A 23,991-nucleotide genomic window follows, 5' to 3' on the forward strand; every position below is an offset into this window, starting at 1 on the left:
CTTATTTTTTCCCTCCTTTCATGAGTTCCTCGAGCATCGCTTCCGTCTCTTTGATCCATTCACGTTTTAGTGCTTCCTCGGATGCCACAAAAACAAACTGGTTACCTTTATACAGGTGATACCGAACCCTGAAACCCTCTGGAGTGACACGGATTGCAAAATCAACAAGGTTTTCGTGAAGCCTGTGCCGGGGATCTGCAACCATCATATCTTTAAGAAAAGCTGCTTCTTGATCTGGCTTATCCGTACTTATGGTCACAGTCCAGCGGTCTGGTTGGCTGATGTTAGCTCTCCCGTAGCGCTCCCAGAGTTTCCCCAGAAGTTCCGGAATGTACTGTTCTTTTTTTATAGAAATCATTATTTCGCCAGCAACCGGTTTTGCTTCCATATCGGCAATATCGGTTGTTGTAACTTTAGTGCCCACATCCCTCAGGATAATTGCCATTTGAAAAAGGGAATCTTCAGGTCTTAAAATCACCTTTATTCTCCCTATCGCCGGTGCAAGCTTGAGATTTGAAAGGTTGTCCTCTATAATCTTTCTGTAAAATTCTTGCTCCGAAGCAATTGCGGACTCGACATCAAAGACCTCAAGAGAATCCATTTTTTCCTCACTCCTCCACAAAGCCAGAAGCAAGCAAAGCTGCTCCTACTGCCCCTATAAGGTGTGAGTTCTCTGGCACAAGGACCTTGATTTTGAGAAGATCTTCAAGAGCTTTTGGGACTCCTGCAATAAGTGAAGACCCACCCACAAGAATCAGAGGTTCTTTAACATCTACTTCCTGCAACTGCTGCTCGTATATCTGTTCTACCACACTATAACAGGCTGCAGCAGCTACATCTTCAGGAGTAGCTCCCTTTGCAAGGGAATTTACAAGGGATTGAGTTCCAAAAACTATGCAGTAGCTGTTCATGGATACATTTTCATGCATCCCTTTGACTGCCAGAGCTCCCAGCTCGGTAATATCTACACCAAGACGTTTTGAGATCATTTCAAAGAAACGTCCTGAAGCACCTGCGCAAATACCACCCATTGTAAACATTCCCGGAATACCGTCCTGAACCGAGATTGCTTTGTTGTCCATACCGCCTATGTCAATAACTGTTGCACTGCCTTTTTGCTTGTTAGCAAGATAAACGGCTCCTTTTGAGTTGACAGTTATTTCTTCCTGGATAAGCTGGGCTTTAAGACTGTTACCAATAAGGAAACGACCGTATCCTGTAGTACCGAGAGCCTGAATTTCTTCCTTAGAGACCCCGGCTTCTTTTAGAGCCTGTGAGTATGCTTCTTCGGCGCTTTCAAGGACTTTCGTTGTGGGAACCCAGCCCTTGCCTATTATTTTGTTGTTTCTCATTACCACGGCTTTTGTGGTTGTTGAGCCGGAATCTATTCCTGCGGTCAGCCCGGTTTGAACTTCTCTTGTAAGAAGGTGCTTGCGCCTGACAATTGTAGTAAGAGCTTCCAAGCGAGTGAGAAGTGTGCCTGCACTGGTGCTTTCGGTAAAAGAATAACTGATTACCGGAATGTTGGAGTGTTCATGGATATATCTTCTGACCTCATTTCGTACAATAGCTCCTTCGGCACAGCGGAAACAGGTGGTAATAAAAACTCCATCCGCATTTGTTGTACCTTCAACAACAGCTTTTGCCCGGGCCATCATAAGTCTCAGGTCTCCACTAGCAACCTCAAGCCCGAAATCTCTACCTATAGTATCTATGGACGCAACATCAATTTCAGGATAGATAAATTTTGCATTTACTTTGGCTGCGGCTTCTTCAAACTCGGGCTGAACTCCAGCATACTCAGAGCCACAGGATACCAGTGCAATCTTGACAAGTCCAGGATCTTCACCACTCATTTTTTGCCCTCCTTTTCTGCCGGTTCTTTCTCTTTCGCCTTTTCATCTTCCTCAGATTTCTCTTTAGGCAGCGTTTCCAGAAATGCTACGATTTTGTTTACAAAATCGCGGGCTTCCTCGTCAGATTCAGGGTACTTTACCTCAAGTACAGGGACACCTTTTGAACGAATCAGATACTTCGTCAGCTCATTTGTGCGGTTACAGCCCACACAGCCAAAGTCCGTGGGTGGATTTTCAACTATAATTGCAGCTTCTGTCTGTTCTATAAGAGGACCTATCAGCGACATTCTTCCCCTTACTCCAGCCGGCACTTCAATTGCGGCATATTTAAGACCCAGTTTAGGGTCTTCAGGAGTAATGTTTATAGGAGGAGAATCCAGGCTGAGACTTGTGACTTTTTCTCGAATCTGGCTCATCATAGTAAGGGGTTTGTGCCCAAAACGTTCAACAAGGTCAGCTAGAATAAGACTATTTATAGGATAAATGAAAACCTTCGCCAAAAAACTCACCTCGCAAGCTCCTCTTCAATAACTTTTTCCAGGTCCGAAGTTTTAAGCCTGCATTTTGCTTTGCGTTTTTCTGTCATACATTCCTTTGCCTCAAGTTCATCAAGTGCAGCCCCTATAGCAGGAAGCATCTCCACTTCTTCCCTCAAAAAATGGAATCCAGGCCGCGGGCCTCCTCCCCTACTTGCGCGGCAGCGCCTCTCATCTCCTGGGGGAAATCCCCTATCCTTCACAAAAATATGATTTTTATCCAGTTGCCGGATTTGTTCAACCAGAGTCTCAACATCGTCTCTGGCTCCTGATACGATAAGTCCGAAACACGTCTCCTTTACCGTAACCGGAAATTCTGACTCGTAGATCTTCATAGCTGCATCTGAAGGCAGCACTTTATCCGAACTGATTACAATATATTTTGTAATCTCTTCTTTTTTCGTTTCCGTCATCTTTTGTCTCTCCTTAGCCTCGGGAGACTTCACTTTCGATAAATTAATGTGAACCCGCTTAAACATCTGGATTCATTAAAGCGGCCACGTTATAATGAGCTGACTTCTTTGTTATCAAGGCTTTATGATATTAACAGGTTTGTTATCAAGGTTTTAACCTGATATTAGCAGGTTTGTTATCAAGGCTTTACCTGATATTTAACAGGTTTATTATCAAGGCTTTAACCTGAACTAACAAGCCGATTTTCAGCTTGAGTTATTTATTAGCCGGGTACTATAAGACCACTTACTTACTACTGTGCTCACGCATATTACTTCTTTTATATATTATAAATATTATGCATATCTTAGCAGTTATCTAACTGTTTTTTGTTTATAATTTTTACTTACTTGCGTACAATTTCAGTTACGTATATCGCCTCTCCTTCTTTGACACCGAGGAGCTTTTCAGGATTTATTATTCGGCCGACAATGTTAGTTGAAGCGAATCTTTCTCCGGTGGGACCAAAAAGCTCATCGTCCTCAAGTCTCACACCTATAGTTCCCATTCTCTTTGCTGCCTGATTAGTGATACCTATTTCTCCTCCGAGTACTTTGTTCGTAGGAGTATTTTCTGGAAGGATTTCTTTATACTTCACTACTTCCTTTTCGGTCTTAAAAAGGTAAGTATCGTCATATATCATATAAACAGGAAGTTTCCCCACAGTTTTTGTCTTAAGTTCAAGAGCATGGCGGAAAAAGTCTACCGACTTCGGAGCCTTTTCAGGGTAAAACTCGATTTCAACCAATTTTTCTCTGGATACCGCATATGCAGTTACCTTTGCATCTCCAAGAATCTCAAGGGTTGTTGGCGGATCCTGTCTGACTATTATTGCATCTTCCCCAGTGTACCCTTCTTTTATTAGTTCAACACCTATAGAAGAAAGTACGGCCTCTACTTCTCCAAAGCTATGTCCCAGAAGAACTATTTGAGGAGGAATGCTTTCAATCGAGAGTTTCTGTCCTTCTTCTGCTAACTTGATAAGTTCAATGCCCTTTGTTACATGCCCTACAACCGAATGCACAAGGCTTGAAGGACGATCCTCTCTGGAGATATATGTTCTACCTAATCCATATCCGACTGTTCGAACAGAAATTGCACCTTCTCGTCTTGGCTCGAAATTTTCGTAAGGAACGGGCTCTCCTTTTAGGTCATCATCTGAAATGAAGGAACTGGTAGTAGTATCTACATGGAGAGTTCCCTCACGTGTAAGGGCATAGAAATTTTCTGCCCCTCTTGGAGCATTCCGGGAAAGTTCGACCTCAAAATAAGTAAATATGCTGTTACCGTCTTCAAGAAGAATAGAAAGATCAGTTGTGCAGGTCTTTTCTGAGATTTGTTCCCATTCTATAATTGGTTCAATCCCAAGAATTGTATCCTCTCTTGAAAGCCTGAACAAAATATTTCTTCCGGCTATAACTTCTGCAAAGGATCTATCTTCAGGAGTCCCATATTCTGCAGTATGTCTCCTAAGTGAAAAAATAAGATGAGTATTATGAGGATCAAAACCTCCTGCTCCAAACAGCACCTCAAACGCTTCAAAGCTTCCGGTTTCACGTGAAGGCTTAATTTCGGCTTCAAATGGTCCAAAAGCCAGAGCTTCAGAACTTGCCCAGTGAACTGATTTCCCTTCGTAATCTTTAAAATGCTCAGCCCATAATTTTCCAGAAGATGATTCAGGATTTTTTATTTCAATCCTGAGTTCTCCTCTGGGAGTACTGATAGCGTATTCAGTGACTGCTTTTGTCTTTTCTTTAGCGGCCTCTTTAAGAATTCCTACCGCTGTACCGGCTATATATGGGGCTCTGGAAATTTTAAGGGCATCTCCAAGGGTAGAGCCTGCAGGTAAGGTATATTGTTGCCCGTTCACCTCTACGCTGATCTCATTACTCGTAATCTGCACCTCATTTAGTATTTTCCATACTAAGAGGTGGCAGCATATTTATATTTCTTCTGCAGCCTGGACCCTTTCATCTTCAGTGAGTTGAGATAATATATTCTTCGGCTCACCGATGTCAACAATTTTCCCGTTACGCATAAGTGCGACACGGTCACATATCTCGTTTACGAAATCGATATCGTGAGAAACTACAACAAATGTTTCTCCTATATCTTCTCTGGCCTTAAGGATGGAGTTAGTTACCGATACTTTTGTTATCGGATCCATAGTCCCTGTAGGTTCATCCATAATGACAATTCTTGGTTCCTTGATCAGAACCTGTGCAAGTGCAATCCTGTGCCTCTCCCCTTCACTCAGTTCATCAGTCATTTTGGGTAAAATAGCTTTTGCCTTATTCTCATCAAAGCCTGCAGCTTTGAGAGTAATTACGGCTTTTCTGACCCCGAGTTCAAAAGGCAGATCAAGGCTAATAGATTCTGTAAGGTTATCTATTACTGAGCTATGAGTGTAAAGGCCGTATTCCTGGTGCAGGAACCCCATATATTTGGTTGCTCTTCCTTTATTTTCCACTCCTAGCTTTGTCATGTCAACCCATTCGTCTCCCACGCGGACCTCAACCTCTCCGGATGTTGGGGGTAATATACCCATTAGAATTTTTGAGGTTGTAGTCTTGCCTGCTCCGCTCACTCCGACTAACCCGAAGATTTCTCCTTCTTTTACATCAAAAGAGATGCCATCTACAGCTCTTACCACGCCTCGATCAACTGAAATATAACGCTTTGAAAGGTCTCTTACCCTGATTATGGGCTCCCCGACCATGACATTCTTTTCCTGCCTCACAATGGATACACTTTGCATAAAGATTGCAGAAGCCTCAAGTGGATCCCCTTCCATGACTACCTCTCCGTTTTCAAGCAGGATGGCTTTGTTTGCCAGCTGTTCAATAACTTCAGGCCAGTGTGAAGTCAGGACCATACTCATATTATAATTCTTAACTGCCCTGATCATAGCGTCATGAACCAGTTTTGCAGTCATGGGATCGAGGGTACCTGTTGGCTCGTCGGCTAACAGGAGCAGAGGACTCCTCACAAGCTGCCTTGCAAGCACAACCCTCTGTTTTTCTCCACCTGAAAGTTCTCTTGCAACATGCATCATGCGGTGACTTAGATTAACTTCTTCCAGCAGTTCGACTGCTTTTCTCATGGAGTCTTTCCCAGTATATCCTATTTCATTCAGAGAGTTCATGACATTTACAAGAACCCTTTCGTCTCCATAAAGAGCAAAGGTCCGCTGAAGCATGATAGCTATGCGCTTTGTAAGATCTTTCCTTATCGGGTCATAAAGAGAAAGTTTTACAAAATCAGCTTCGAAAGCATCCAGTGTTTCCCCGCAGACCGGGCACCTCTGTCCTATTTTACTGGGGCGCTCTATGTATCCACATTTCGGACAACGGGATAGATGATAAATTACTTCACCTGAAATATTCTCAAAAGACTCTGTGCCGCGCAGTACATGCATCAGGATCGTTTTTCCGGAACCGCTTTTTCCCAGAATTCCTACGATTTCCCCTTCATTGATATTTAAGCTTACATTTTTTAGGGCTTTATGACCGTCGAAATCTACGGTTAGATTTTTGACTTCAATAAATACTGGCATGGATTTTCCTCCGCAATTATGAGCTGCAATAATTTCTGGTGGCTCTTGCCTGCCTGGGCATATCGCTCAAGAGTGAAAAGCAATTACTATAAATGATAATATAATAGCATAAATAACAAATTTCATACGCTTAACGAATTTCACACATTTGGGCAACAACTACATAAGAGTAAAGATTACATAAACATAACGCATTATTTTTTCACTGTTAACATTTAAAGTACATTTAAAGTAATCTGCCGAATTTGTTTAATCCGTACTTTAGTTTCGTCCTGTTATACTGACTCGATGTATTATATTGATTTGTCTTAGATTGATTTGTCTTAGATTGATTTGTCTTAGATTGATTTGTCTTAGATTGATTTGTCTTAGATTGATTTGTCTTATTATATTGACCCGTCGTGTTATATTAATTCGTTTATATAATAATTCTCTTTACATCCTGACTACAGCGTTTTTACCACATCCACAACCTTTATAATATCGTCAATTATTATGTCTGCTGCTTCTCTTAGTTCTTTAGGTCTTTTGTCACCTTGCTGTATTGTCATTACTCCTACATCTGCTGCTCTTAACGCCAGTATGTCATTAATTCCATCCCCTACCATGATTACTTTTTCATATCTTTGTTTTAGTTCGAGCACTACTTTTTCCTTCATAAGAGTGTTTGAAAAAGCAAAAACTCTTTCCTGAGGAATATTTATGAACTCAGCCAGTTGCATGAGAGCGAATAAACTGTCTCCGGACGCTATATAAGTGTCTACTTTCATAGAATGGAGAGCCTGGACCGTTTGTAATGTGGTACTGAATACATGCCCGCCTGTGCTCAGTATATATGGCACACTTCTAGCCTGAGAGTCAACTATCAGACCTGCTGCCAGGTAAAAAACGTTAGGACAGTGGGATGTAACCGCTTTCAGCACGTCATGTACGTCACCCATTTTTGGAGATGTTCCTCTTATAATATCACACGCAATTTCCGGAGTAAAGTTTCCTTTTGAACAGCTTATACCTATTGAAACTCTGTACTCTTTTATAAACTCAAACAGAGGCATATCTTTTCTTGAGCGCAGGAGTATATCACTTTCAGCGTTTAGAACTACAAGCCCGCATCCATTCTTTTGCGCGACAATAGCAGTGCTCTCTATGTTTTCAAGAATATTTCCGGTACTGGCTTCTTTTGCTACCCTATACATATGTAGAAGAGTCCCTGCGCTATCAAAGACCACTGCAATTCTTTTGGACATATCAGGTGATTAAGCTGTTAAATAAAAAAATCTTTGCGAAAATGTAAAAACAAAGTAAGAATTTATAAAAATAATAACATATGAAGAAAATATGTGAAGAAAAGATAACTTTACAGTACTGAGGCTCCTGATATCAGGACACCAGCAAAGAACCCCAGGATTACTCCGGAATTTAAAAAGGGAAGACCTGCCTGCGGCTTTCCTTTCATTACCTGGATGGAAAGAACTGCGTGCCCTATAAGCGTGCCCAGTATGGCGCCAAGTACTGGATAGAAGTTACTTTTCATGAAGACATTTGCTGAGACTACCAGCAGGGTAGGCATAACTGCGTCTCCTAGTCCCATAAAAAAAGCTTCATGCTTTTCTCCCTTTTTGAAATCTTCCTTTAAGAAAGAATATTTCAGGTGTTTTGGAATTACGAACATGATTGGAAGTTTCATATCCATTATCCCCTCGGCCATATCCACCATATGCTTTGTCTTGTATACCGATATAGCGTCATATATTGCAAGAAGCACCAGAAGCACTATTACGGGAACAACTGAGAGGGAAATTCCTATAAGGGCACTTACCCCTGCTGAAATACAAACTCCCACAGTGTCGACTATGTACCATTCTGGATATTTATAGAGCAGCACTGTTATTCCTATAGATAGCACAACTGAGGCAATGGACTCAAATCCTGAAAGTGACGGAATGAGGGCAAACAAGGCGAAGACTACATAATAAATAGTGCTTATTATGGCCAAATAAATAGAGAGACTGATTACCCACTTCATATTTTTCTTTATTGCCGTAAGGACAAATAGGGTAAAAACCAGGATCATTACAATATAATATATAGAATTGGACACCTGGGTTGGGTCCTCAAAAGCCTGCATTCCACTAACTTCCATTGGAGTTGACAAAAAGAGTGCAAGAATCTGCACTATAAGGATTAGTCCTCCCATGGAAATAATAGGTAAATAATCTTTAATTGATTGTTCGATAGAACTCAATTGCTAAACTCCTTAGTTCTTAACAGTATGCCTTTTCTATTCCTTTATTATACTACTTATTTCCATCTTCGAGTTCTCTTGACTGTTTGTATATAACTTTATCTGAGAATCTGTTTTTCTTCTTAATATTAATTTCATATTAAATAGAGATTTAATAGAGATTTTATTAAATAGAGATTTTCCGCTAAGTGCTTCCAAGATGCGTCTCTGAGATACTGATTTTTTATGAGCATAAACAATAGAAAGTGACGAGGTAAAACCATAGTTAAATAATTTGTGATAAAAAACTATACTGTATCTATTAAAGAATAGTGATATGGATAAAGAAAAGCAGTGAGTAATTTAATGGATAAATAATGCTAGAAATATACATTTCCGTTTAAAAAAATATTTTGTAAACTCCAAATTAGAGCTTATATATAACTTTTATTGTTTCTGCGGCAATAATCAAGTTTTTATCGATCAACTGTTTAACTTAATTATTTTAACCATCGAAAGCACAGGGGATCACTAGTACCCGGTCTTTACAAACTGTCAAATAGTTAAATAAGTAATTATCAAAATCTTGTTTTTAATTTGAGGAATTTATATATTATTTTCAAAATATTTGTGTTCTGCATTAGATTCTTGGATAATCTCCTTAGAATGGAGAGCCCACACATAATTTGAGTCACAAACTAAGTTTAGAAAAGTATTATTAATGTCACTCAACTTTTATTTTACCCATATTTTCCCATAGAAAATATATATTATGTTACCTGTTTCTAGAGATATATTTCAAATATTCTAAACTATAGAGTATGTCGATAAATAATATATACTTTTTTATTTTTGTATACGCCGTACAAGTAATCAATTGAATAGGAAAAAAGAAGAACACTAGTGAGAATTTTGAAGAACCTCTAATTTCAATAAATGTTTATACATTCTTTGTAAACACCCAGCCAAACATAGGGGTTTTCAAATTCTCTGGTATTATCGAAAGGAGTGACTTTAATATGGCAAATAAGTTAAAAACTTACGTAATTCTTACATTACTGATAATAGGGTTTGTGTTTCTGGCGGGATGTGCTGGAAAAAATAGTGAAAGTTCCTCTCCTACTCAAGAAACTTCCTCAGAAGGGACTCCTGCAGAGAAAACTACTGCGTCCGAAGCACAGAGCATTACTCTGAAAGGCTCTGATACGGTTCTGCCTCTTGCACAGGCTGAAGCTGAAGAATTCATGGCTGAAAACTCTGGGAAAAGCGTAACAGTTACCGGGGGAGGGTCCGGGGTTGGAATTGCTGCACTCATTGACGGTGAAGTAAATATTGCTACTGCATCCAGAGAAATGACAGATGACGAAATTAAATCTGCTGAAGCAAAAGGAATCAATCCTTTGGAGACTACTATTGCCTATGACGGCATTACTGTAATTGTAAATCCTTCTAATTCTGTTTCTAACCTTACCTTTGACCAGCTACGTGGTATCTACAACGGAAGCATCAGCAACTGGAAAGAAGTTGGCGGAGCGGATGCACAAATTGCTGTAATTTCAAGAGACAGCAGTTCCGGAACTTATAAAGACTTCCAGAAGGATGTTTTGCAAGGTGATGAATACCGTCCTGATGCTCTTATTCAGCCTGCTACTGGAGGCATAGTTACTGAGGTCTCCCAGAATACCAACGCAATAGGGTATATCGGTTTTGCGTACATCGACAGCAGTATAAAGGCACTAAGCCTGAATAATGATAATGGGTCTGTAGCTCCAACTGAAGAAAGTATACTTAATGGTTCATACCCGCTTTCAAGATCCCTTTACTTCTATACCGATGGAGAGCCTTCAGGCTTGACAAAGGAATTTACTGATTTTGTGTTGAGCGAAAAAGGGCAGAGCATTGTAAGTACAGTCGGGTATATCCCATTAAAAAAGTAAAATTTATATAAAATTTTAGCTTTAATTATCTATAAGGCTGCAGGCTTTTCTTCCCCTGCAGCTTTTAAGATATATTTTAGCATAACTTGTTATTGATGACCATAACAGATCAGTTATTTACCAGATTGACTACTAAGTAAGATCTTGAGAGCAGTCCTTACTTATAAGCAGATTTAATAACTACCTTTAGATATAAATATAGCTTTTTTTCAGGTTTTAGCAGCGTTGAATTTCTTCTCAAATTCGAAGAGTTTATGTTTGTTTTAGAAACTGAACCAAGAGAAGCATAAAATACTATCTGAGCATATTAAAGTCATTTAATATTAGTACATAATATTAACTACGTTCATTTAACCCAAATAAAATTAACTGTAAGATAACAATGTTTACTTAAGTATAGATCTGAGTGGTTGAAAATGGACAATAAAGAAGAAAAAGATCTTCAAGGAGCTAATTTTATAAAGGCTGAGCTTGAGAGAGCCGACTTTATAGAGGCTAATCTTGAAAAGGCAAATTTCATAGGCTCTAACCTCCAGGGAGCTAACTTTAAAGGAGCTAACCTCGAAAAGGCTAATCTCCAAGCAACTAAACTTCAAGGAGTTAATTTTCAAGAGGCTAATCTTCAAGGAGCTAAACTTCAGGTGGCAACACTTTACGGAGCTGACCTTCAAGGAGCTAACCTTCAAGAAGCTAACCTTCAAGGAGCTAACCTTCAAGGAGCCGACCTTCAAGAGGTTAACCTTCAAGAAGCTAACCTCCAAAGAACAGACCTTGTAGAAGCAAACTTTGAAAGGGCCAAAATTCAAGGGGCTATATTTTATGAAGCTGATCTTCAAGAGGCTAATTTTCAAGGAGCTGACCTTCAAGGAGCTGACCTTCAAGGAACTGACCTTGAAAAAGCTAATCTCCAAGGAACTAACCTTAAAGATACTAGCCTTAAAAAAGCTGATCTTGAGAAAGCTAACCTTCAGGAAGCTAACCTTCAAGGAGCTGACCTTGAAGAAGCTAACCTGCAGAGAGCTAGCCTTCAAGGAGCTAATCTTCAAGAAGCTAATCTTCAAAGAACTGATCTCAGAAAAGCTAATCTCCAAGGGGCTCATCTTGTAAAATCCAACTTTGAAAAGGCCAAGCTCAAAGGAGCTAACCTTAGAAAGGCTAATTTCGAAGAAACTAGCCTGGAAGAGGCAAAACTTAAAGAAGCTATCCTTCAAGGAGCCAATCTAAAAAAAGCTAAACTTATAAGAGCCAAACTTCAAAAAGCTAATCTTAAAGGTGCTAACCTCGATGGCGCGAATCTTATAAAAGCTAAACTTGAGGGTGCTAACCTTCAAAGAGCTAACCTCAGAGAAGCTAATTTTAGTGGAGCTGACCTGCAAAGGGTTAACTTCAGAAAAGCTAATCTTCAAGGAGCTAAATTTAAGGATGCAAATCTAGAGGGGGCTCAACATTTATTAGTTGACCAGCTTTCGAATGTAAAAACCCTTTACAATGCAAAATTAGATGAAAATCTTTTCATAAAACTAAAAGAAAAATATCCTGCCCTCTTTGAAAAACCAGACAAATAATTATAAAAAGTATTGTAACCTGCTACAATCCTTACAATATGAGCATTAACAACCGGGAAGGTTCTTGATACTGTATACCTTTATACTTTTAAATGCCACATAGTTGCTTATACAGTTTTGTATGATTAATAGTAAGAAAGTAATAAAAAGCAGAAATTAAATTAGAGATAATTGGCAAGGAATCAAACTTGATATCTTTGACAAAATTTTACTTTTTTCAGTGTTTCTCAAAATGTAACAATTAATGGATACTCATTGATTAAGATCCACAGAAACTCAAGTATGAAGGAGGGGGGTTCATAGCTTCTTTTGAATACATCCGGACAGTGAAGCCAGGTAATACTTTTAGGGACTGGCTTGTAGAGGTGCTTGGAGATAGAATACATAACAAGAATTGTGAAATTCGAGTTTTTAAACTCAGCCATGCATCGCACAGGATCTGTAAGTATGAATTCAAGGAGGAAAAATTCTCTATTATAGCCAAATTTTTTGCAATACCAACGGGAATGATCAAAAAATACGATAGTTACGGTTTGATGAAGAAAGAATATGAGGACCTTAAGAAAGCCAGAAAAATAATTGATGTCCCGGAACCTATTGCGATAAATAAAGATTTTAATTGCGTTCTGGTCAGTAAATATGTACCTGGAAAAACTTTGTTCTGGTACCTCAAGCACAGGAAAGAGCTAAAAGAAAAGTTAGAACTTATAGCGGATATGCTTAGAAAGCTTCATGAAAATACTAAGACATATTATGACAAAGAAAATGAATTTTCAAAATTCCATTATGTTTTAAATCACCTCAAAATTAGCCGGCGTATGAAAAAAGATTATAAGCGTTTGCTTGGAAAATGGTGGCACAGTTCCCTCCTGGACACAAAAAATGGCTGTATGATTCATAACGATTCTACTCCTGTAAACTTTGTGTTCCATAAAGGAAGATCATTTTTACTGGACTTCGATCTCGCAGCCCGACATGGACATTTCGCATGTGATCTAGGGATACTTTGTGCTGAACTTAAATACTATTTTGCGCGAAAGGGATCGAGCCAGGAAGCAGACTCTTATATTCACCATTTTCTGAAGCGTTACAGCAAAAATGAAAAGGGATTCCACAAAATAACTAAAGTTATTCCGTTCTATATGGCTTATGGCTTGCTGAGAATTGCAATGTTAAAATCTGATACGAGCTACAGGGATTACCCTCTGAGAGAAGCAAAGAACTGTCTGGAAGCAATAGAAAAAATTTGAGAGCATATACACAGGCTCTTGGTATTCTTATTGAACTGTCTATGGATGTCCAATTCTGTTTGAATTAGAAGTATACGTAATTAAGAGATTTACTGACATTTGACTTTTTGAAATACTAATCATGAGTGTGATTATGCATATCTCCAGGCATCTCGGATGTGCATTGCATTCATTCCGAGACTTTTAGGCGGATAAATATCGTTTTCTGGCGTGTCGCCGATAGAGAGAACTTCCCATGGCTCAAGCCTGAGGCCATCAAGAGCCATCTTAAAGAGTCGGGTGTCAGGCTTCTTTATACGGTGGTCCGAAGACATGATTGTAAAATTAAAACGATCATAGAGACCCAGAAAACGCAGTTCCTGTTCCGTAAAAACTCTCTGGGCATTGGAAACAATGCACTTCGGGATATCTCTGTATTTGTCAAGCAAACGCAGGCTCTGAGGGTAGGCTTCAAGTTTTCTTATAGACGCAGTTCTGAAAACTTTTGCGGTCTCAATTCCAAGCCAATAAGGATCAATTTCTTTAAAGGCGTTTTCGGCACAAATTTCAGCGAAAATCTCTTCTATACGGATATCCGGGTGCTGTTGGCCTGAATTGCCTAGTTTGCCTATGATTTTCCACCTGTATTCTTCTCTGAGTCTGTCGGGTTCTATCCGCACTCCCTGATAAAGCAGCCACCTGCTTACTCTCTCATTTGTCTCTCGACTTTTTTCGTCAGTTTTGATGTCAATGAGGGTTTTGTAGCAGTCAAAGATTAAGCCTTTAATTTTTCCGTTTTGGAGCATAGGGATTCTCCTTTTAGTTTAGACTTTATTCTGAAGTCTGGTTTTCTATAGTATACTTGATCAATCTTAATATTATCTTTTAAGCATATAGATATTTTGGAAATACCTCTATTATGGACAATTACTTACATATAGTTTTTTATTTCTATATAGTAAACTTTTGTTAATACGCAACCTAAAAAGTAGAAAGATAGGAATTTAATTTGTTCTACTGGTTTCATGATATAGTGAAACCAGAGCAATAAAAAAGCCCAATAATGAAATACAGATATTCAGAGCTTGTCTCTCAAGTGTTCACCAGGGTTAAGGAACTTTTTTGGATTTTGTTTGAGTTTATGAGTTTCATAAAGAAGCTAATCGTTGATTTTACTTTATGCAAGTTCCATGTTTGGAAATTTCAGCGAAAATTGAGATAAGCAAGAAAGGTTTAAAAGATTTAAGTGAATGTCAATCTGACATATTTTTAAAACGAAATTGTACTGGTTGTGTCCATAAATTGTTGGTTAAGTCCAACAAAGACATGTAAATTCACCTTCTTTGCCTGGATTTGAGAGTTGGCTTTCTACTTGAATTTGCAGTAACTGACCAATGGCCATCAAATTTTTAACTTAAGATCCAGGTTGACTTTGTCTTATTTTCTTTTATGCCTACTGTAAAGCATAATTTACCACTATCAAACCTTGCTTAAACTTGTTTTATATTCACTACAAAACGTAGAAAAACTGACTCTCGCAATGCGGATTTCTCATTCGTAAATCATGATTGAATCAAGCCTTACAGTACCTATCTTTGTCCAGTACCTACATACAGGACAATATTGAGTTTCACTGCCTTGACTCATTTTAAGTATTGAATGACACTCTGGACAAACTTTTAAACTTTTTATAAATAAACCTCCATAGAAAACTGATATTCATCTGAATAGAATCTGAATAGAATCTGAATAGAATTTAAATAAGGGATTTAAGAACCAGTAGAAATCTTATAATTCAGGTAATATTACAAAGATCATAGTATTTTCAAATATGCTACTGAAGTGGATTTCCTTCAGTTATTGTCCTTATTAAATTTGTGAGCTGCAGGGGAAGAGATTCCCACAGCCCATAGAGATCTGGGTGAAGGTACTGGAAACCTCCTAAGTCGTAAATAGAATAGATTTATTATATATTTTTTGGATATATTCAATATAGTAATAAAGTAGACTAATTAGTTTTAAAGTGAATTTTTCTTACCATAAAGAACCACGCACCTGAGATACAAACTCAAGCACACTTGGCTTTATGAACAACTTGGGACTTTAGACCGTTGACAGTTAATGCTATTGGTTTCTCAGTTAAACCGCTTAGTTCTATCAAATATAAGCTACAAGAATTACCGTCTTAGAGAAGAAAGGAGATATTTCAGAGCAATAATCGGAAAAAAGAATAGAATAACAAATTAAAAATACAAATTAAGAGATTTTACGAATTAAGGATTACATCTCCATTTATAAGTTAAACACTTAAAATTTAGATCTTTACATTCATGTTCATTGAAGCTTCTGCGATATCGCCACTATATTCGGCTATTCTCCGGAGACTCTCCAGAATCATACTAATTTCAACGTTACCTGTATTTCCTAACTTCCGGGACTCCAGAGAAACTCCAAATTGAGAAATACTTTTGGCTTCCTCAACAGTTTTATTTATCGTCTGCAAGTCTTCTTGCGCTATAGAATCGATTGAACTCTTGAACACGTTAATGGAAAGTTCAGCCATCTTAAAAATCGGATTATCAGGGCTAACTGCCGAATCAATTCTTTGGGTATTTACAGCTATTTTGACTGCATGATCTCCTATTCTCTCAATTATTTTTGTAATCAGTCTGTACTCCAGGCATTCTTGCGGATGTCGGATTCCTATTGTGTCAGAGAGTTCGATATCTTCAATTGCAGCGTTAAGTTGGCGGACAGAAAGAAAATAGAAACGGTCTACATCATCATCTCTCTGGATAATATCTTCAGCAATTCCCACATTGTAATCTCTAAGAGCTTTCATAGAATCTTCAAGCATGGAACGTACAAGACCATACATGTTTTTAATTACTCTTCTAAGGAATAGATCACTGTAATTAAGAAGGCATTGAAAGACCAGCTCTGTCCGTGATTCTTCTATAAGTTCAAGCCCTATCAGTTTCTGACGTACCGAGTCCTTGATAAACTTGCGGTCATGAGCACTGAAACCTTTCACGGAAGTCAGTTTTATAATGTTATAACCTGCAAGATAATTAGAAATAAGAATTCTGAAGTTATTTTCTGCACTGTCTGAGTGACTATATTCTATCATAGCCTTAAGATCAGAACGTTCCGTTGAGACTGCACTGTAAGAGATATGTAAGGTTTTGTTAGGCATGGGTGTAAGAGTAAGCGCGTCTCCGACTTCAATCCCTGTATCATGAATCCATTTTATGGGGAGAGAAACAATATAGGTAGAGTTCCCGGTAAACTGAACTTTTCGTTGATCCTTAGTAATAGAATGATCCCCCTGGGGTGGTGAATAAACTTTAAGAATTTGTATGGACAATTGTAATCATAAAGGTTTCTTATAAGTAAGATACTAAAAAAGAATAAAAGTTTCGCTGACATATCCTGCTGCAAGCATCAGAATGTTCTATTGAAATAAGGAATTTTGTCCTTAATTCTTTTTCCCTGAAAATGATTTAGTTATAGAAAATCGAGTGATTTTATGATTACATTTATCATTGAGTTGAGATTAAGAGGAAGGAGTGAGTATTTTTCAAACACTGGGCCTCATATTTATCTAACTTTAAATATATAACTATATTATACTATCAACAACTTTTTCTTTTTCTCCTTTAGAGAAAACTCTATACACTTTCAGGTGCCAGCGCTTGCAATCGGATTCTGGTGCATCAACTTCAATCAAGTTGTAACACTGAGATATTTTTCCACGAACTTTGGAAGAACAAACAGTCCCAGCACTGATTACAAGCATGTCATTTAATCTCCAGACCCAGGGAATGTGCCAGTGTCCACAGAGCACAAGGTTCACACCTGAACGGTCCAGGAGTTCCAGAACATCGCCTGCATCTACAAGTACATTATTTCCTCTGCCGGTTTTGGGAATTGGGATAAGGTGATGATGAAGGGCAAAAACTTTGAAACTATTTACTGAAAAAGTGTTTTCTATCCAGGTGTAATTTTCCCTTCCGATGTGTCCTTCGTCAAGTTCCGGTTGGGAAGAATTTTACCCCGTTGTCGCATTCTTGAATTATAAAAGCTTCCGATGTGTCCTTCGTCAAGTTCCGGTTGGGAAGAGTCAATCCCTACTATAGTGACCTCTCCAAAGTGCCCAGAGGTTGATCTGGTTTTGAAAAGGTCCTCAAAAAAGAGGTAACCGGCATTTCTGGAGTCATGGTTCCCCGGAACTATTATCTTGTTTTTGCATTCAATCCTGTCAATAAATTTCTTTGCACCATTATACTTGGCTGCAAGCCCGTTTTCTGTCAGGTCACCGGTGATTACTATAATATCAGGAGAGCTCCGGTTTATGTTTTCAAGCATGGAATCTGCAATCTCAGGCATATAATATGCCTCTGAGAAATGAATGTCTGAAATATGTACTATTCTTTTAATTTCGATTCCTCTGTCTTACTCATTCGCGTTTCAACATTTGGGACTATAATTCATAGTTTATATATAGTTATTCGATTTAGACAATATATAAGAACAGATGCATTGTATTAATGAGAAAAGAATATTTAATATATAGTACAACATATTTTTCAGCTGAAGGTATTTATTCACTAAGTATTCAATCGGTTGGTTGAACCTGTGTTTAGAAATAACCTGCGAGAAAACAGAAATTTATATCTTGGGAGTTAAGATGCAAAACGCGCTTAAGTGGAAGTCCAGAAGATGCCAACTTATAGATAATGGTCATAAAAAAGAAAATGAAGAGATTTGGGCTACTGGCTCACTGTAATAGAAGTAACATGGGAGATTTAAGCAAACTTCTTACTGATAACATGTTTTTGGGTCTGTTTCTATGTTCTGGTCTGTTCATAGGTTCTGGTTTATTTTTATGTTTTGATCTGTCCATAGATTTTGGTCCCACGTTACTAATCAATAATATTCTTTTCATACATATATATTTTTCGATTTTCTATGTTATAATCTCATGAAGTATTGTTTTTCAAAACAAAAACAATGTTTTCAGATTTTTCTTTCAGATATTTTGGAAAATGTTTTTATCCTCCAAATGATATATTTTTTTGAAAAAGATACCTAAAAACCCTGTGTTTAACTAATATATCTGTCTCATTCATAGTGATTAAATAAATAATTCTTCTGATAAATCTTATTTCTTCGGCTAATTTTTTATTTTTAGTTAGTTTCTCGCTTTATATTTAGTAAATACATTGATTTAATTAATCAATTTACTTTTTCATGAATATACATAATAGAAAGAAAAAAATATGTTTTTGGCGAAATGTCTTTATAGTCATTTTGCATTCTTTTAATTGAATACAATTCATAACTTATTACATTGCAAAAAATTTCTGAATAAAATGGTCGTGCTTGTTTATGCAAGGAAAAAACATAATCGATGCTAAAATAACGATAAGTACTGAGGTTGCTGAAAATCTTCTTCAGGAAGGATGGAAGAAAGTGGATCTACATGTACACTCTTCCTGCTCCTACGATGTACCTCCTGTTCAGACAATGCATCCTGCAGTACTTTTTAAAAAAGCAAGATCTCAAGGCCTTGATTTTGTGACTTTTACAGACCATGATACTGTCAAAGCTTATGATTTGCTTGGTTGGGATAAAGAAAAACTGGTTCCAGGAGTTGAGATTTCAATTAGAGATCCTGAATATATAGGACACACTATTCACGTTAACGTTTTTGAACTGGACTCGGAAGAATTTAAGGAACTTGAATTGATTGCAAATCAGGAGCATGACTTCAAAAGCTTTATCCGCTATTTAAAGGCTCACGATCTCCCCCATATATACAACCATCCGTTTCAGTTTTTTAACGAAGGAAGTCCTAATCTCTGGGCGATACCTGAACTTATAAAACAGTTTCCGGTTGTCGAATATAATATGCAGAACTTAGCGGAAAAAAACCTTATTACTGCAACACTTGCCAGAAAATACGGAAAAGGATTAGTTGCAACTACAGATAGTCATACAGGAGGTATGGGAGCTGTCTACACCCTTGCAAAAGGGGAAACATTTAGGGAATATTTTGAAAATATTAAAAAAGGAAGGTCATATATTGTAGTTGAAGGAGGAACTAAGAGATATCTTACAAAAGAATTAATCTCCTGGGTTGAACTTGTTTTTTCTATGGATAAGCAGTTACGAGAGGACATGAACTTTACCACAAATATTCAGAGCTTTGATAGAATTATAAGTCTTATTGCAAACGAGAAAATTAGAGAATTTCCTAGACTTAACAACCTTGCAATGAAGTTTTTCCGGAATTTCTCCAGATCAGGACTTCCTGTATATATGTACATGAGAACTGAAAAACCTCTAGTTTCCAAAATAGAAAAGGTTTTGAATCAAATGTTATGAGCTGTTAGATTTTGTATTCCTATTAAGATCATATCCTCAAAGAGATAAAAAACTGACAAAAAGATATTATGATTATCAGTTAAAGTTAATGAATATTGTTTATTCCAGATAATTCTATAGAACCTTTATTTTCTGCTTTTTTGGTTCGGATCATTAATTTCTCTTTAATTCTTCATTTCACTAAACCTTCCTTTAACCTTTCTTCAAGAAATATTCTTACAGTTGCAGGTCCGTCAAGTTCCTCTGCGAGTTCTCTCAATTTTCTGGTCTTTTGGCAGTATTCTTCCTTCTCCAGAATTCCTCTAATGCAAGCAAGAATAGTTTCCGGCTCTGCAAGGTAGCTCATTTTCTTTCCGTATCCTTCTTCTTCAAGTACAGTTGCGTTATTTTCCTGTTCTATATGCTTTTTGTCCGGAAAAGAAAGTACAGGGAGTCCGAAAGAAAGGCTTTCAAGGATTGTTCCATGTCCTCCTGCAGTAATTACCAGATCAGAGCCTTTGTAATAAGGAAAAGGATTTTCCGTAAAACCTGTAAACTCAACATTTTCCGGGATTTTTGAAAACTGATTGGGATCTATTCCGGGTCCTGAAATAAAGGTATAGTAAATACTTTGATCCATTTTTGCAGCCTCAAGTACATTCCTGAATATGGTTGCTCTGTATCCGAAAGCGCCAACGGTTGAAAGGACGTTGGGGTGCTGGAGGGTTTTTGATTCGACTTCACTATACTTGTACCTTATAAGGGGGCCGCTGAAAAAAATGGTTCTATTAATACTTTTTTTGAAATTGAAGTTTTTTCGGTTTATAGAGTATGGAGGAGGAAAATCAGGCACAATGATGCCATCTACGCTTCGGAAGATATAATTATAAAAACTCTTAATTAGTTTTCCTGCTACTGTCACCAGAAAATCCTGTTTCTGAAAAAACTCCACCATATTGAACTGGTGGCCAATAAAATACACAGGAGTCTTTTTTGTCTGTGCAGCAAGGATACCTGTATAGTAACCATCCGAAAGTACAATATCAGGTTTTAGTTCTTCAATCAACCTCAAAAGTTTCCTGAATTTTGAAGGAGAAGTATTTTTTAGGGTTTCTTTAATGGATTTTTTGATATCAAAAATTCCTGACTCTCCAACTAGCTTCATTTCAGGGGGGATATCATATACCTTATACCCTGTTTTTTCTACCAATTTTTTTGAGTACCCATATGCCCCAAAGTATACCTCATGCCTTGCAGTCAGAAACTCTTTTCCCAAAGCAAGGCAGCGACTTGTGTGTCCAAGCCCTTCTCCGCACATGAAAAGTAAGACTTTCATTTTATTCCAATCCCAGTATATACTTTTTTTCCATTACACTAACCATTAATCTATGAGCTTGATATTTTTCAAAAACAATTTGCGTAAAAAAATCTATTCTGTACGAAGCAAGTATTATTTTCAAAAATAGAGTGAAGAAGTTTAGAGATGAAATCCAATTTAAAAGAGAGTATCATAGAAAATTTGGATTTAATAGATGTTGACATGCCTTCTGGCTTGTTTGTGTGTTCTGATCCCACGCTACTAAAGAATTAATGCCCATTTACTATATATAACTTTTCTTCCTATATATGCACATCAGTAAAGATAGTATTTTATCCCGAAAGTATATTTATTCGTTAAAATTTTGGTCCACAGATAAAAAGTATTTTTAAGCATCCATCTAAGCATCCATCTAAGCATTCATCTAAGCATTCATCTAAGCATCCATCTAAACATCCATCTAAGCATCCATCTAAGCATCCATCTAAGCATTCATCTAAGCATTCATCTAAGCATCCATCTAAACATCCATCTAAGCATCCATCTAAGCATCCATCTAAGCATCCATCTAAGCATCCATCTAATACTCTGCAGCAGTCTCTGCAGATAATCTCATTCTGGCTCCTGGTTTAAGTAATATACTCAACAGGGTGATGTCTGGATATGTTTAGTTTACTTTTTGTTATTTGTTAAACACAGGGCTTTAGTTTAACTGTGGTATTGTTGTTACTTTAATAAGAATATTAATTAATTGTGCATGAATTTACCAAAAGTCTTGTAAATATAACTTGCTTGTTATCTTTTTTGTTCACCGTAAAACAGAATGAGGAGCCATTACTAATTTTGTCTAATATCAAAAAATTGTGTTCTCTATTCTGAGTATTTCAATTCCAGACTGAAGTTTTGTTAGGCTGTAGCAGTATTCTTTTGTATACAACTTATGGAAAACTATCAAGTGTATAAATGAGTATATAATCTAAATATTTTAATAAATATCTGGTACAGCAAAATAGTGTCACATAGTCACCTATCCTAAATATTGAGTATGAACCTACATATGTTCTATATGTGAAAGATTCAAATACAGAAGGCCTCATTTTTAAAATTGGAACTTGCATTGTTTATATAGCGTTAAACTATAGATTGAAAAATTAGTTCCAATGTTGAGGTAATTCTATGGAGACTAAGGAGAAAGATACTTTATTAATTATTTCGATAATAGGACTTTTGCTGTTGGGAAATGTTAGTTCTGCAGTAGCTGCACAATTTGATTCGAATTCTAGCGTTAATTTCACGAACTCTACTAACTGCGAATCTCCCGTAACGTCGGAAGCTAAAGTAAAGAACGTGATTATCCTGATTCCTGATGGTTGTTCTCAAAGTGTGGAAACTTTAGCTCGCTGGTATAGCGGAAAACCTCTTGAGCTTGACAATATGGTGACTGGAACGGTGTCTACTTATAGCACTGATTCAGTCATTACTGACTCTTCTTCAGCTGCAACCGCATTTGCTTCTGGATATAAAACTACTAACGGTTTTTTAAGTGTCGGGCCAAGCAATAGTTCTGTGTTAAGTACACTGGAAATTCCGCCTGAAGAACTAAGGTACAGACCGCTTGCAACAGTGCTTGAAGGTTCAAAGCTCGAAGGCAAGGCTACAGGACTTGTAGCAACCTCTCGTGTGAGCCATGCCACACCTGCAGCTTTTGCTGCTCACGTGGATAACAGAGATAATGAAACTGAAATTATGAAACAGATGGTTTATGAAAACATTGATGTGGTCTTTGGTGGCGGTTCCAGTTATCTCACACCCGTAGCTGATGGAGGAAAAAGGAAAGACGGAGAAAACCTGACAAAAACACTTCTTGACAGGTGTTACCAGTATGTTGACAGCAGAGATGAGATGATGAACCTGACAACCGGCAGAGCCTGGGGTCTTTTTGCCAGTAGCCATATGATGCCGGATATAGACCGTTCTTCACTTGCACCTGAAGAGCCTTCTCTTGCAGAAATGACAGAGAAATCCATTGAACTGTTATCTCAAGATAAAAATGGCTTCTTCTTAATGGTTGAAGGCAGTCAGGTTGACTGGGCAAACCACGCCAATGATCCAAACTACGCTGTAACCGATTTTCTGGCTTTTGATAAAGCTGTTACAGTTGCAGTTGATTTTGCTAAAAAAGACGGGAATACTCTAGTTATAGCTTTTCCGGATCACAATACAGGTGGCATGACTATTGGCAGCAATTCTGACTCTAATTATACATCCACAACAGTAGAAGATGTAATTGCTCCTCTCAAAGGCATGAAACTCAGTTCTACTGGTCTTGAGACAAAAATAGGGACAGATCTTTCATCCGAAAATATTAAAAAACAACTGAAAACCTGGTGGGGCATTGATGCTACTGATGAAGACATAACTGAAATTCTCAAACTCTACAACAATGAAAAGGGTCTCTCACTTGACTATGCCATCAGTGAGGTAATCAGCCGCAATCACACAGTAATTGGCTGGACTACTCATGGGCACTCAGGAGATGATGTTCCTCTGTGGGCCTATGGTCCTGACCACCTGACAGGTCATGTTGATAATACCGAAATTGCAGGATATATAGCTAAAGAACTCGGATTTGACCTTAACAAGACTAACTCGTGTCTCTTTACTGAAGTGGGAGAGGTTTTCTCCAAAGACAACGGAGATGGGAAACTGGATAAAAATGAATATCTGCTAAATACTACAGATTCCTCAAATCCTGTGTTGCAAATTGGAGATGACAAACTGCCAGTGAATACGAATATTCTTATCAAGAATGGTGTAGCTCATGAGCTGGAAGGAATAGTTGTCTATGCTCCAGTAACTGGTAAGGTGTATATCCCCTCTGGAGCACTTTCACTAATAAATGAAACAAATGGAATAAAAAAGAATTTTGTTTAAAAAGCAGCCGAAGT

At 37.7% G+C, this 23,991-nt stretch carries 18 protein-coding genes and 1 pseudogene; 5 read left to right on the forward strand and 14 right to left on the reverse strand.

Going from position 1 to position 23,991, the window contains the following annotated elements; genetic code table 11:
• Nucleotide 1 precedes the first annotated feature (1 nt).
• From MSBR3_RS17335 to MSBR3_RS17370, 8 genes are all read right to left on the reverse strand, one after another.
• Complete coding sequence (locus MSBR3_RS17335; protein ID WP_048109455.1) at nt 2-601, reverse strand: methanogenesis marker 17 protein; 600 nt, start codon at nt 599-601, stop codon at nt 2-4.
• A gap of 7 nt (nt 602-608) precedes the next feature.
• Complete coding sequence (locus MSBR3_RS17340; RefSeq protein WP_048109456.1) at nt 609-1,856, reverse strand: methanogenesis marker 15 protein; 1,248 nt, start codon at nt 1,854-1,856, stop codon at nt 609-611.
• Complete coding sequence (locus MSBR3_RS17345; RefSeq protein WP_080942359.1) at nt 1,853-2,365, reverse strand: methanogenesis marker 5 protein; 513 nt, start codon at nt 2,363-2,365, stop codon at nt 1,853-1,855. Before MSBR3_RS17345 ends, MSBR3_RS17340 begins: the two co-directional genes overlap by 4 nt.
• The gene (locus MSBR3_RS17350) at nt 2,362-2,805 is read right to left on the reverse strand and encodes a methanogenesis marker 6 protein (RefSeq protein ID WP_048109457.1); all 444 of its coding nucleotides are present in this window, start codon (nt 2,803-2,805) and stop codon (nt 2,362-2,364) included. The genes MSBR3_RS17345 and MSBR3_RS17350 overlap by 4 nt, the downstream gene beginning before the upstream one ends.
• Before the next feature lie 386 nt (nt 2,806-3,191).
• Nucleotides 3,192-4,748 (reverse strand): methyl-coenzyme M reductase-associated protein Mmp3, encoded by a 1,557-nt coding sequence (gene mmp3 / locus MSBR3_RS17355; protein ID WP_048109458.1) that lies wholly within the window; start codon nt 4,746-4,748, stop codon nt 3,192-3,194.
• 39 nt (nt 4,749-4,787) lie between these two features.
• The gene (atwA, locus tag MSBR3_RS17360) at nt 4,788-6,401 is read right to left on the reverse strand and encodes a methyl coenzyme M reductase system, component A2 (RefSeq protein WP_048109460.1); all 1,614 of its coding nucleotides are present in this window, start codon (nt 6,399-6,401) and stop codon (nt 4,788-4,790) included.
• A gap of 446 nt (nt 6,402-6,847) precedes the next feature.
• The gene (locus tag MSBR3_RS17365) at nt 6,848-7,648 is read right to left on the reverse strand and encodes an HAD family hydrolase (protein WP_048109461.1); all 801 of its coding nucleotides are present in this window, start codon (nt 7,646-7,648) and stop codon (nt 6,848-6,850) included.
• A gap of 110 nt (nt 7,649-7,758) precedes the next feature.
• On the reverse strand, nt 7,759-8,646 hold the full coding sequence (locus MSBR3_RS17370; RefSeq protein ID WP_048109463.1) for a presenilin family intramembrane aspartyl protease PSH: 888 nt from the start codon (nt 8,644-8,646) through the stop codon (nt 7,759-7,761).
• A gap of 998 nt (nt 8,647-9,644) precedes the next feature.
• On the opposite strand from MSBR3_RS17370, the gene MSBR3_RS17375 reads away from it, so the two are divergent.
• The 3 genes from MSBR3_RS17375 to MSBR3_RS17385 all read left to right on the forward strand — a co-directional run bounded on the left by MSBR3_RS17375 (nt 9,645) and on the right by MSBR3_RS17385 (nt 13,377).
• A complete protein-coding gene (locus MSBR3_RS17375; protein WP_048109465.1) occupies nt 9,645-10,562 on the forward strand; it encodes a phosphate ABC transporter substrate-binding protein in 918 nt (305 codons plus the stop codon).
• 416 nt (nt 10,563-10,978) lie between these two features.
• Nucleotides 10,979-12,127: a pentapeptide repeat-containing protein gene (locus MSBR3_RS17380; protein ID WP_052723463.1), complete on the forward strand. Its 1,149-nt coding sequence runs from the start codon at nt 10,979-10,981 to the stop codon at nt 12,125-12,127.
• A 326-nt stretch (nt 12,128-12,453) separates the two neighbouring features.
• Nucleotides 12,454-13,377, forward strand: a complete 924-nt coding sequence (locus MSBR3_RS17385; protein WP_052723464.1) for a phosphotransferase — start codon at nt 12,454-12,456, stop codon at nt 13,375-13,377.
• Nucleotides 13,378-13,508: 131 nt separating this feature from the next.
• On the opposite strand, the gene MSBR3_RS17390 is transcribed toward MSBR3_RS17385, so the two are convergent.
• The 5 genes and pseudogenes from MSBR3_RS17390 to MSBR3_RS21245 all read right to left on the reverse strand — a co-directional run bounded on the left by MSBR3_RS17390 (nt 13,509) and on the right by MSBR3_RS21245 (nt 17,745).
• Entirely contained in the window at nt 13,509-14,162 is a 654-nt protein-coding gene (locus MSBR3_RS17390) for an HAD family hydrolase (protein ID WP_048109467.1), read from the reverse strand.
• A 1,508-nt stretch (nt 14,163-15,670) separates the two neighbouring features.
• Nucleotides 15,671-16,672 (reverse strand): phosphate signaling complex PhoU family protein, encoded by a 1,002-nt coding sequence (locus MSBR3_RS17395; protein ID WP_155396896.1) that lies wholly within the window; start codon nt 16,670-16,672, stop codon nt 15,671-15,673.
• A 306-nt stretch (nt 16,673-16,978) separates the two neighbouring features.
• Nucleotides 16,979-17,203, reverse strand: coding sequence for a metallophosphoesterase family protein (locus MSBR3_RS21240; protein ID WP_230627589.1), 225 nt, complete (start codon nt 17,201-17,203; stop codon nt 16,979-16,981).
• A 33-nt stretch (nt 17,204-17,236) separates the two neighbouring features.
• Nucleotides 17,237-17,374 (reverse strand): annotated as a pseudogene (locus MSBR3_RS21660) (metallophosphoesterase family protein); the annotation flags it as partial.
• Nucleotides 17,347-17,745, reverse strand: coding sequence for a metallophosphoesterase family protein (locus tag MSBR3_RS21245; RefSeq protein WP_230627591.1), 399 nt, complete (start codon nt 17,743-17,745; stop codon nt 17,347-17,349). The gene MSBR3_RS21245 and the pseudogene MSBR3_RS21660, both read right to left, overlap by 28 nt.
• Nucleotides 17,746-18,747: 1,002 nt before the next feature.
• Here MSBR3_RS21245 and MSBR3_RS17405 point away from each other — a divergent pair.
• Nucleotides 18,748-19,746, forward strand: a complete 999-nt coding sequence (locus MSBR3_RS17405; RefSeq protein WP_080942360.1) for a PHP domain-containing protein — start codon at nt 18,748-18,750, stop codon at nt 19,744-19,746.
• 172 nt (nt 19,747-19,918) lie between these two features.
• Here the strand turns inward: MSBR3_RS17405 and MSBR3_RS17410 are convergent, their stop codons facing one another.
• Nucleotides 19,919-21,061, reverse strand: coding sequence for a UDP-N-acetylglucosamine--N-acetylmuramyl-(pentapeptide) pyrophosphoryl-undecaprenol N-acetylglucosamine transferase (locus MSBR3_RS17410; protein ID WP_048109468.1), 1,143 nt, complete (start codon nt 21,059-21,061; stop codon nt 19,919-19,921).
• A gap of 1,158 nt (nt 21,062-22,219) precedes the next feature.
• On the opposite strand from MSBR3_RS17410, the gene MSBR3_RS17415 reads away from it, so the two are divergent.
• Nucleotides 22,220-23,977, forward strand: a complete 1,758-nt coding sequence (locus MSBR3_RS17415) for an alkaline phosphatase (protein ID WP_048109469.1) — start codon at nt 22,220-22,222, stop codon at nt 23,975-23,977.
• Nucleotides 23,978-23,991 lie beyond the last annotated feature (14 nt).

The organism is Methanosarcina barkeri 3, from assembly GCF_000970305.1.
Taxonomy (GTDB): domain Archaea; phylum Halobacteriota; class Methanosarcinia; order Methanosarcinales; family Methanosarcinaceae; genus Methanosarcina; species Methanosarcina barkeri_A.

What these genes read in the sequence shown, in the direction of transcription:
- MSBR3_RS17335 (WP_048109455.1), bottom strand. Translation starts at nt 601, where the DNA reads ATGGATTCTCTTGAGGTCTTTGATGTCGAGTCCGCAATTGCTTCGGAG.
- MSBR3_RS17340 (WP_048109456.1), bottom strand. Translation starts at nt 1,856, where the DNA reads ATGAGTGGTGAAGATCCTGGACTTGTCAAGATTGCACTGGTATCCTGT.
- MSBR3_RS17350 (WP_048109457.1), bottom strand. Translation starts at nt 2,805, where the DNA reads ATGACGGAAACGAAAAAAGAAGAGATTACAAAATATATTGTAATCAGT.
- atwA (WP_048109460.1), bottom strand. Translation starts at nt 6,401, where the DNA reads ATGCCAGTATTTATTGAAGTCAAAAATCTAACCGTAGATTTCGACGGT.
- MSBR3_RS17365 (WP_048109461.1), bottom strand. Translation starts at nt 7,648, where the DNA reads ATGTCCAAAAGAATTGCAGTGGTCTTTGATAGCGCAGGGACTCTTCTA.
- MSBR3_RS17375 (WP_048109465.1), top strand. Translation starts at nt 9,645, where the DNA reads ATGGCAAATAAGTTAAAAACTTACGTAATTCTTACATTACTGATAATA.
- MSBR3_RS17380 (WP_052723463.1), top strand. Translation starts at nt 10,979, where the DNA reads ATGGACAATAAAGAAGAAAAAGATCTTCAAGGAGCTAATTTTATAAAG.
- MSBR3_RS17390 (WP_048109467.1), bottom strand. Translation starts at nt 14,162, where the DNA reads ATGCTCCAAAACGGAAAAATTAAAGGCTTAATCTTTGACTGCTACAAA.
- MSBR3_RS21245 (WP_230627591.1), bottom strand. Translation starts at nt 17,745, where the DNA reads ATGCCTGAGATTGCAGATTCCATGCTTGAAAACATAAACCGGAGCTCT.
- MSBR3_RS17405 (WP_080942360.1), top strand. Translation starts at nt 18,748, where the DNA reads ATGCAAGGAAAAAACATAATCGATGCTAAAATAACGATAAGTACTGAG.
- MSBR3_RS17410 (WP_048109468.1), bottom strand. Translation starts at nt 21,061, where the DNA reads ATGAAAGTCTTACTTTTCATGTGCGGAGAAGGGCTTGGACACACAAGT.
- MSBR3_RS17415 (WP_048109469.1), top strand. Translation starts at nt 22,220, where the DNA reads ATGGAGACTAAGGAGAAAGATACTTTATTAATTATTTCGATAATAGGA.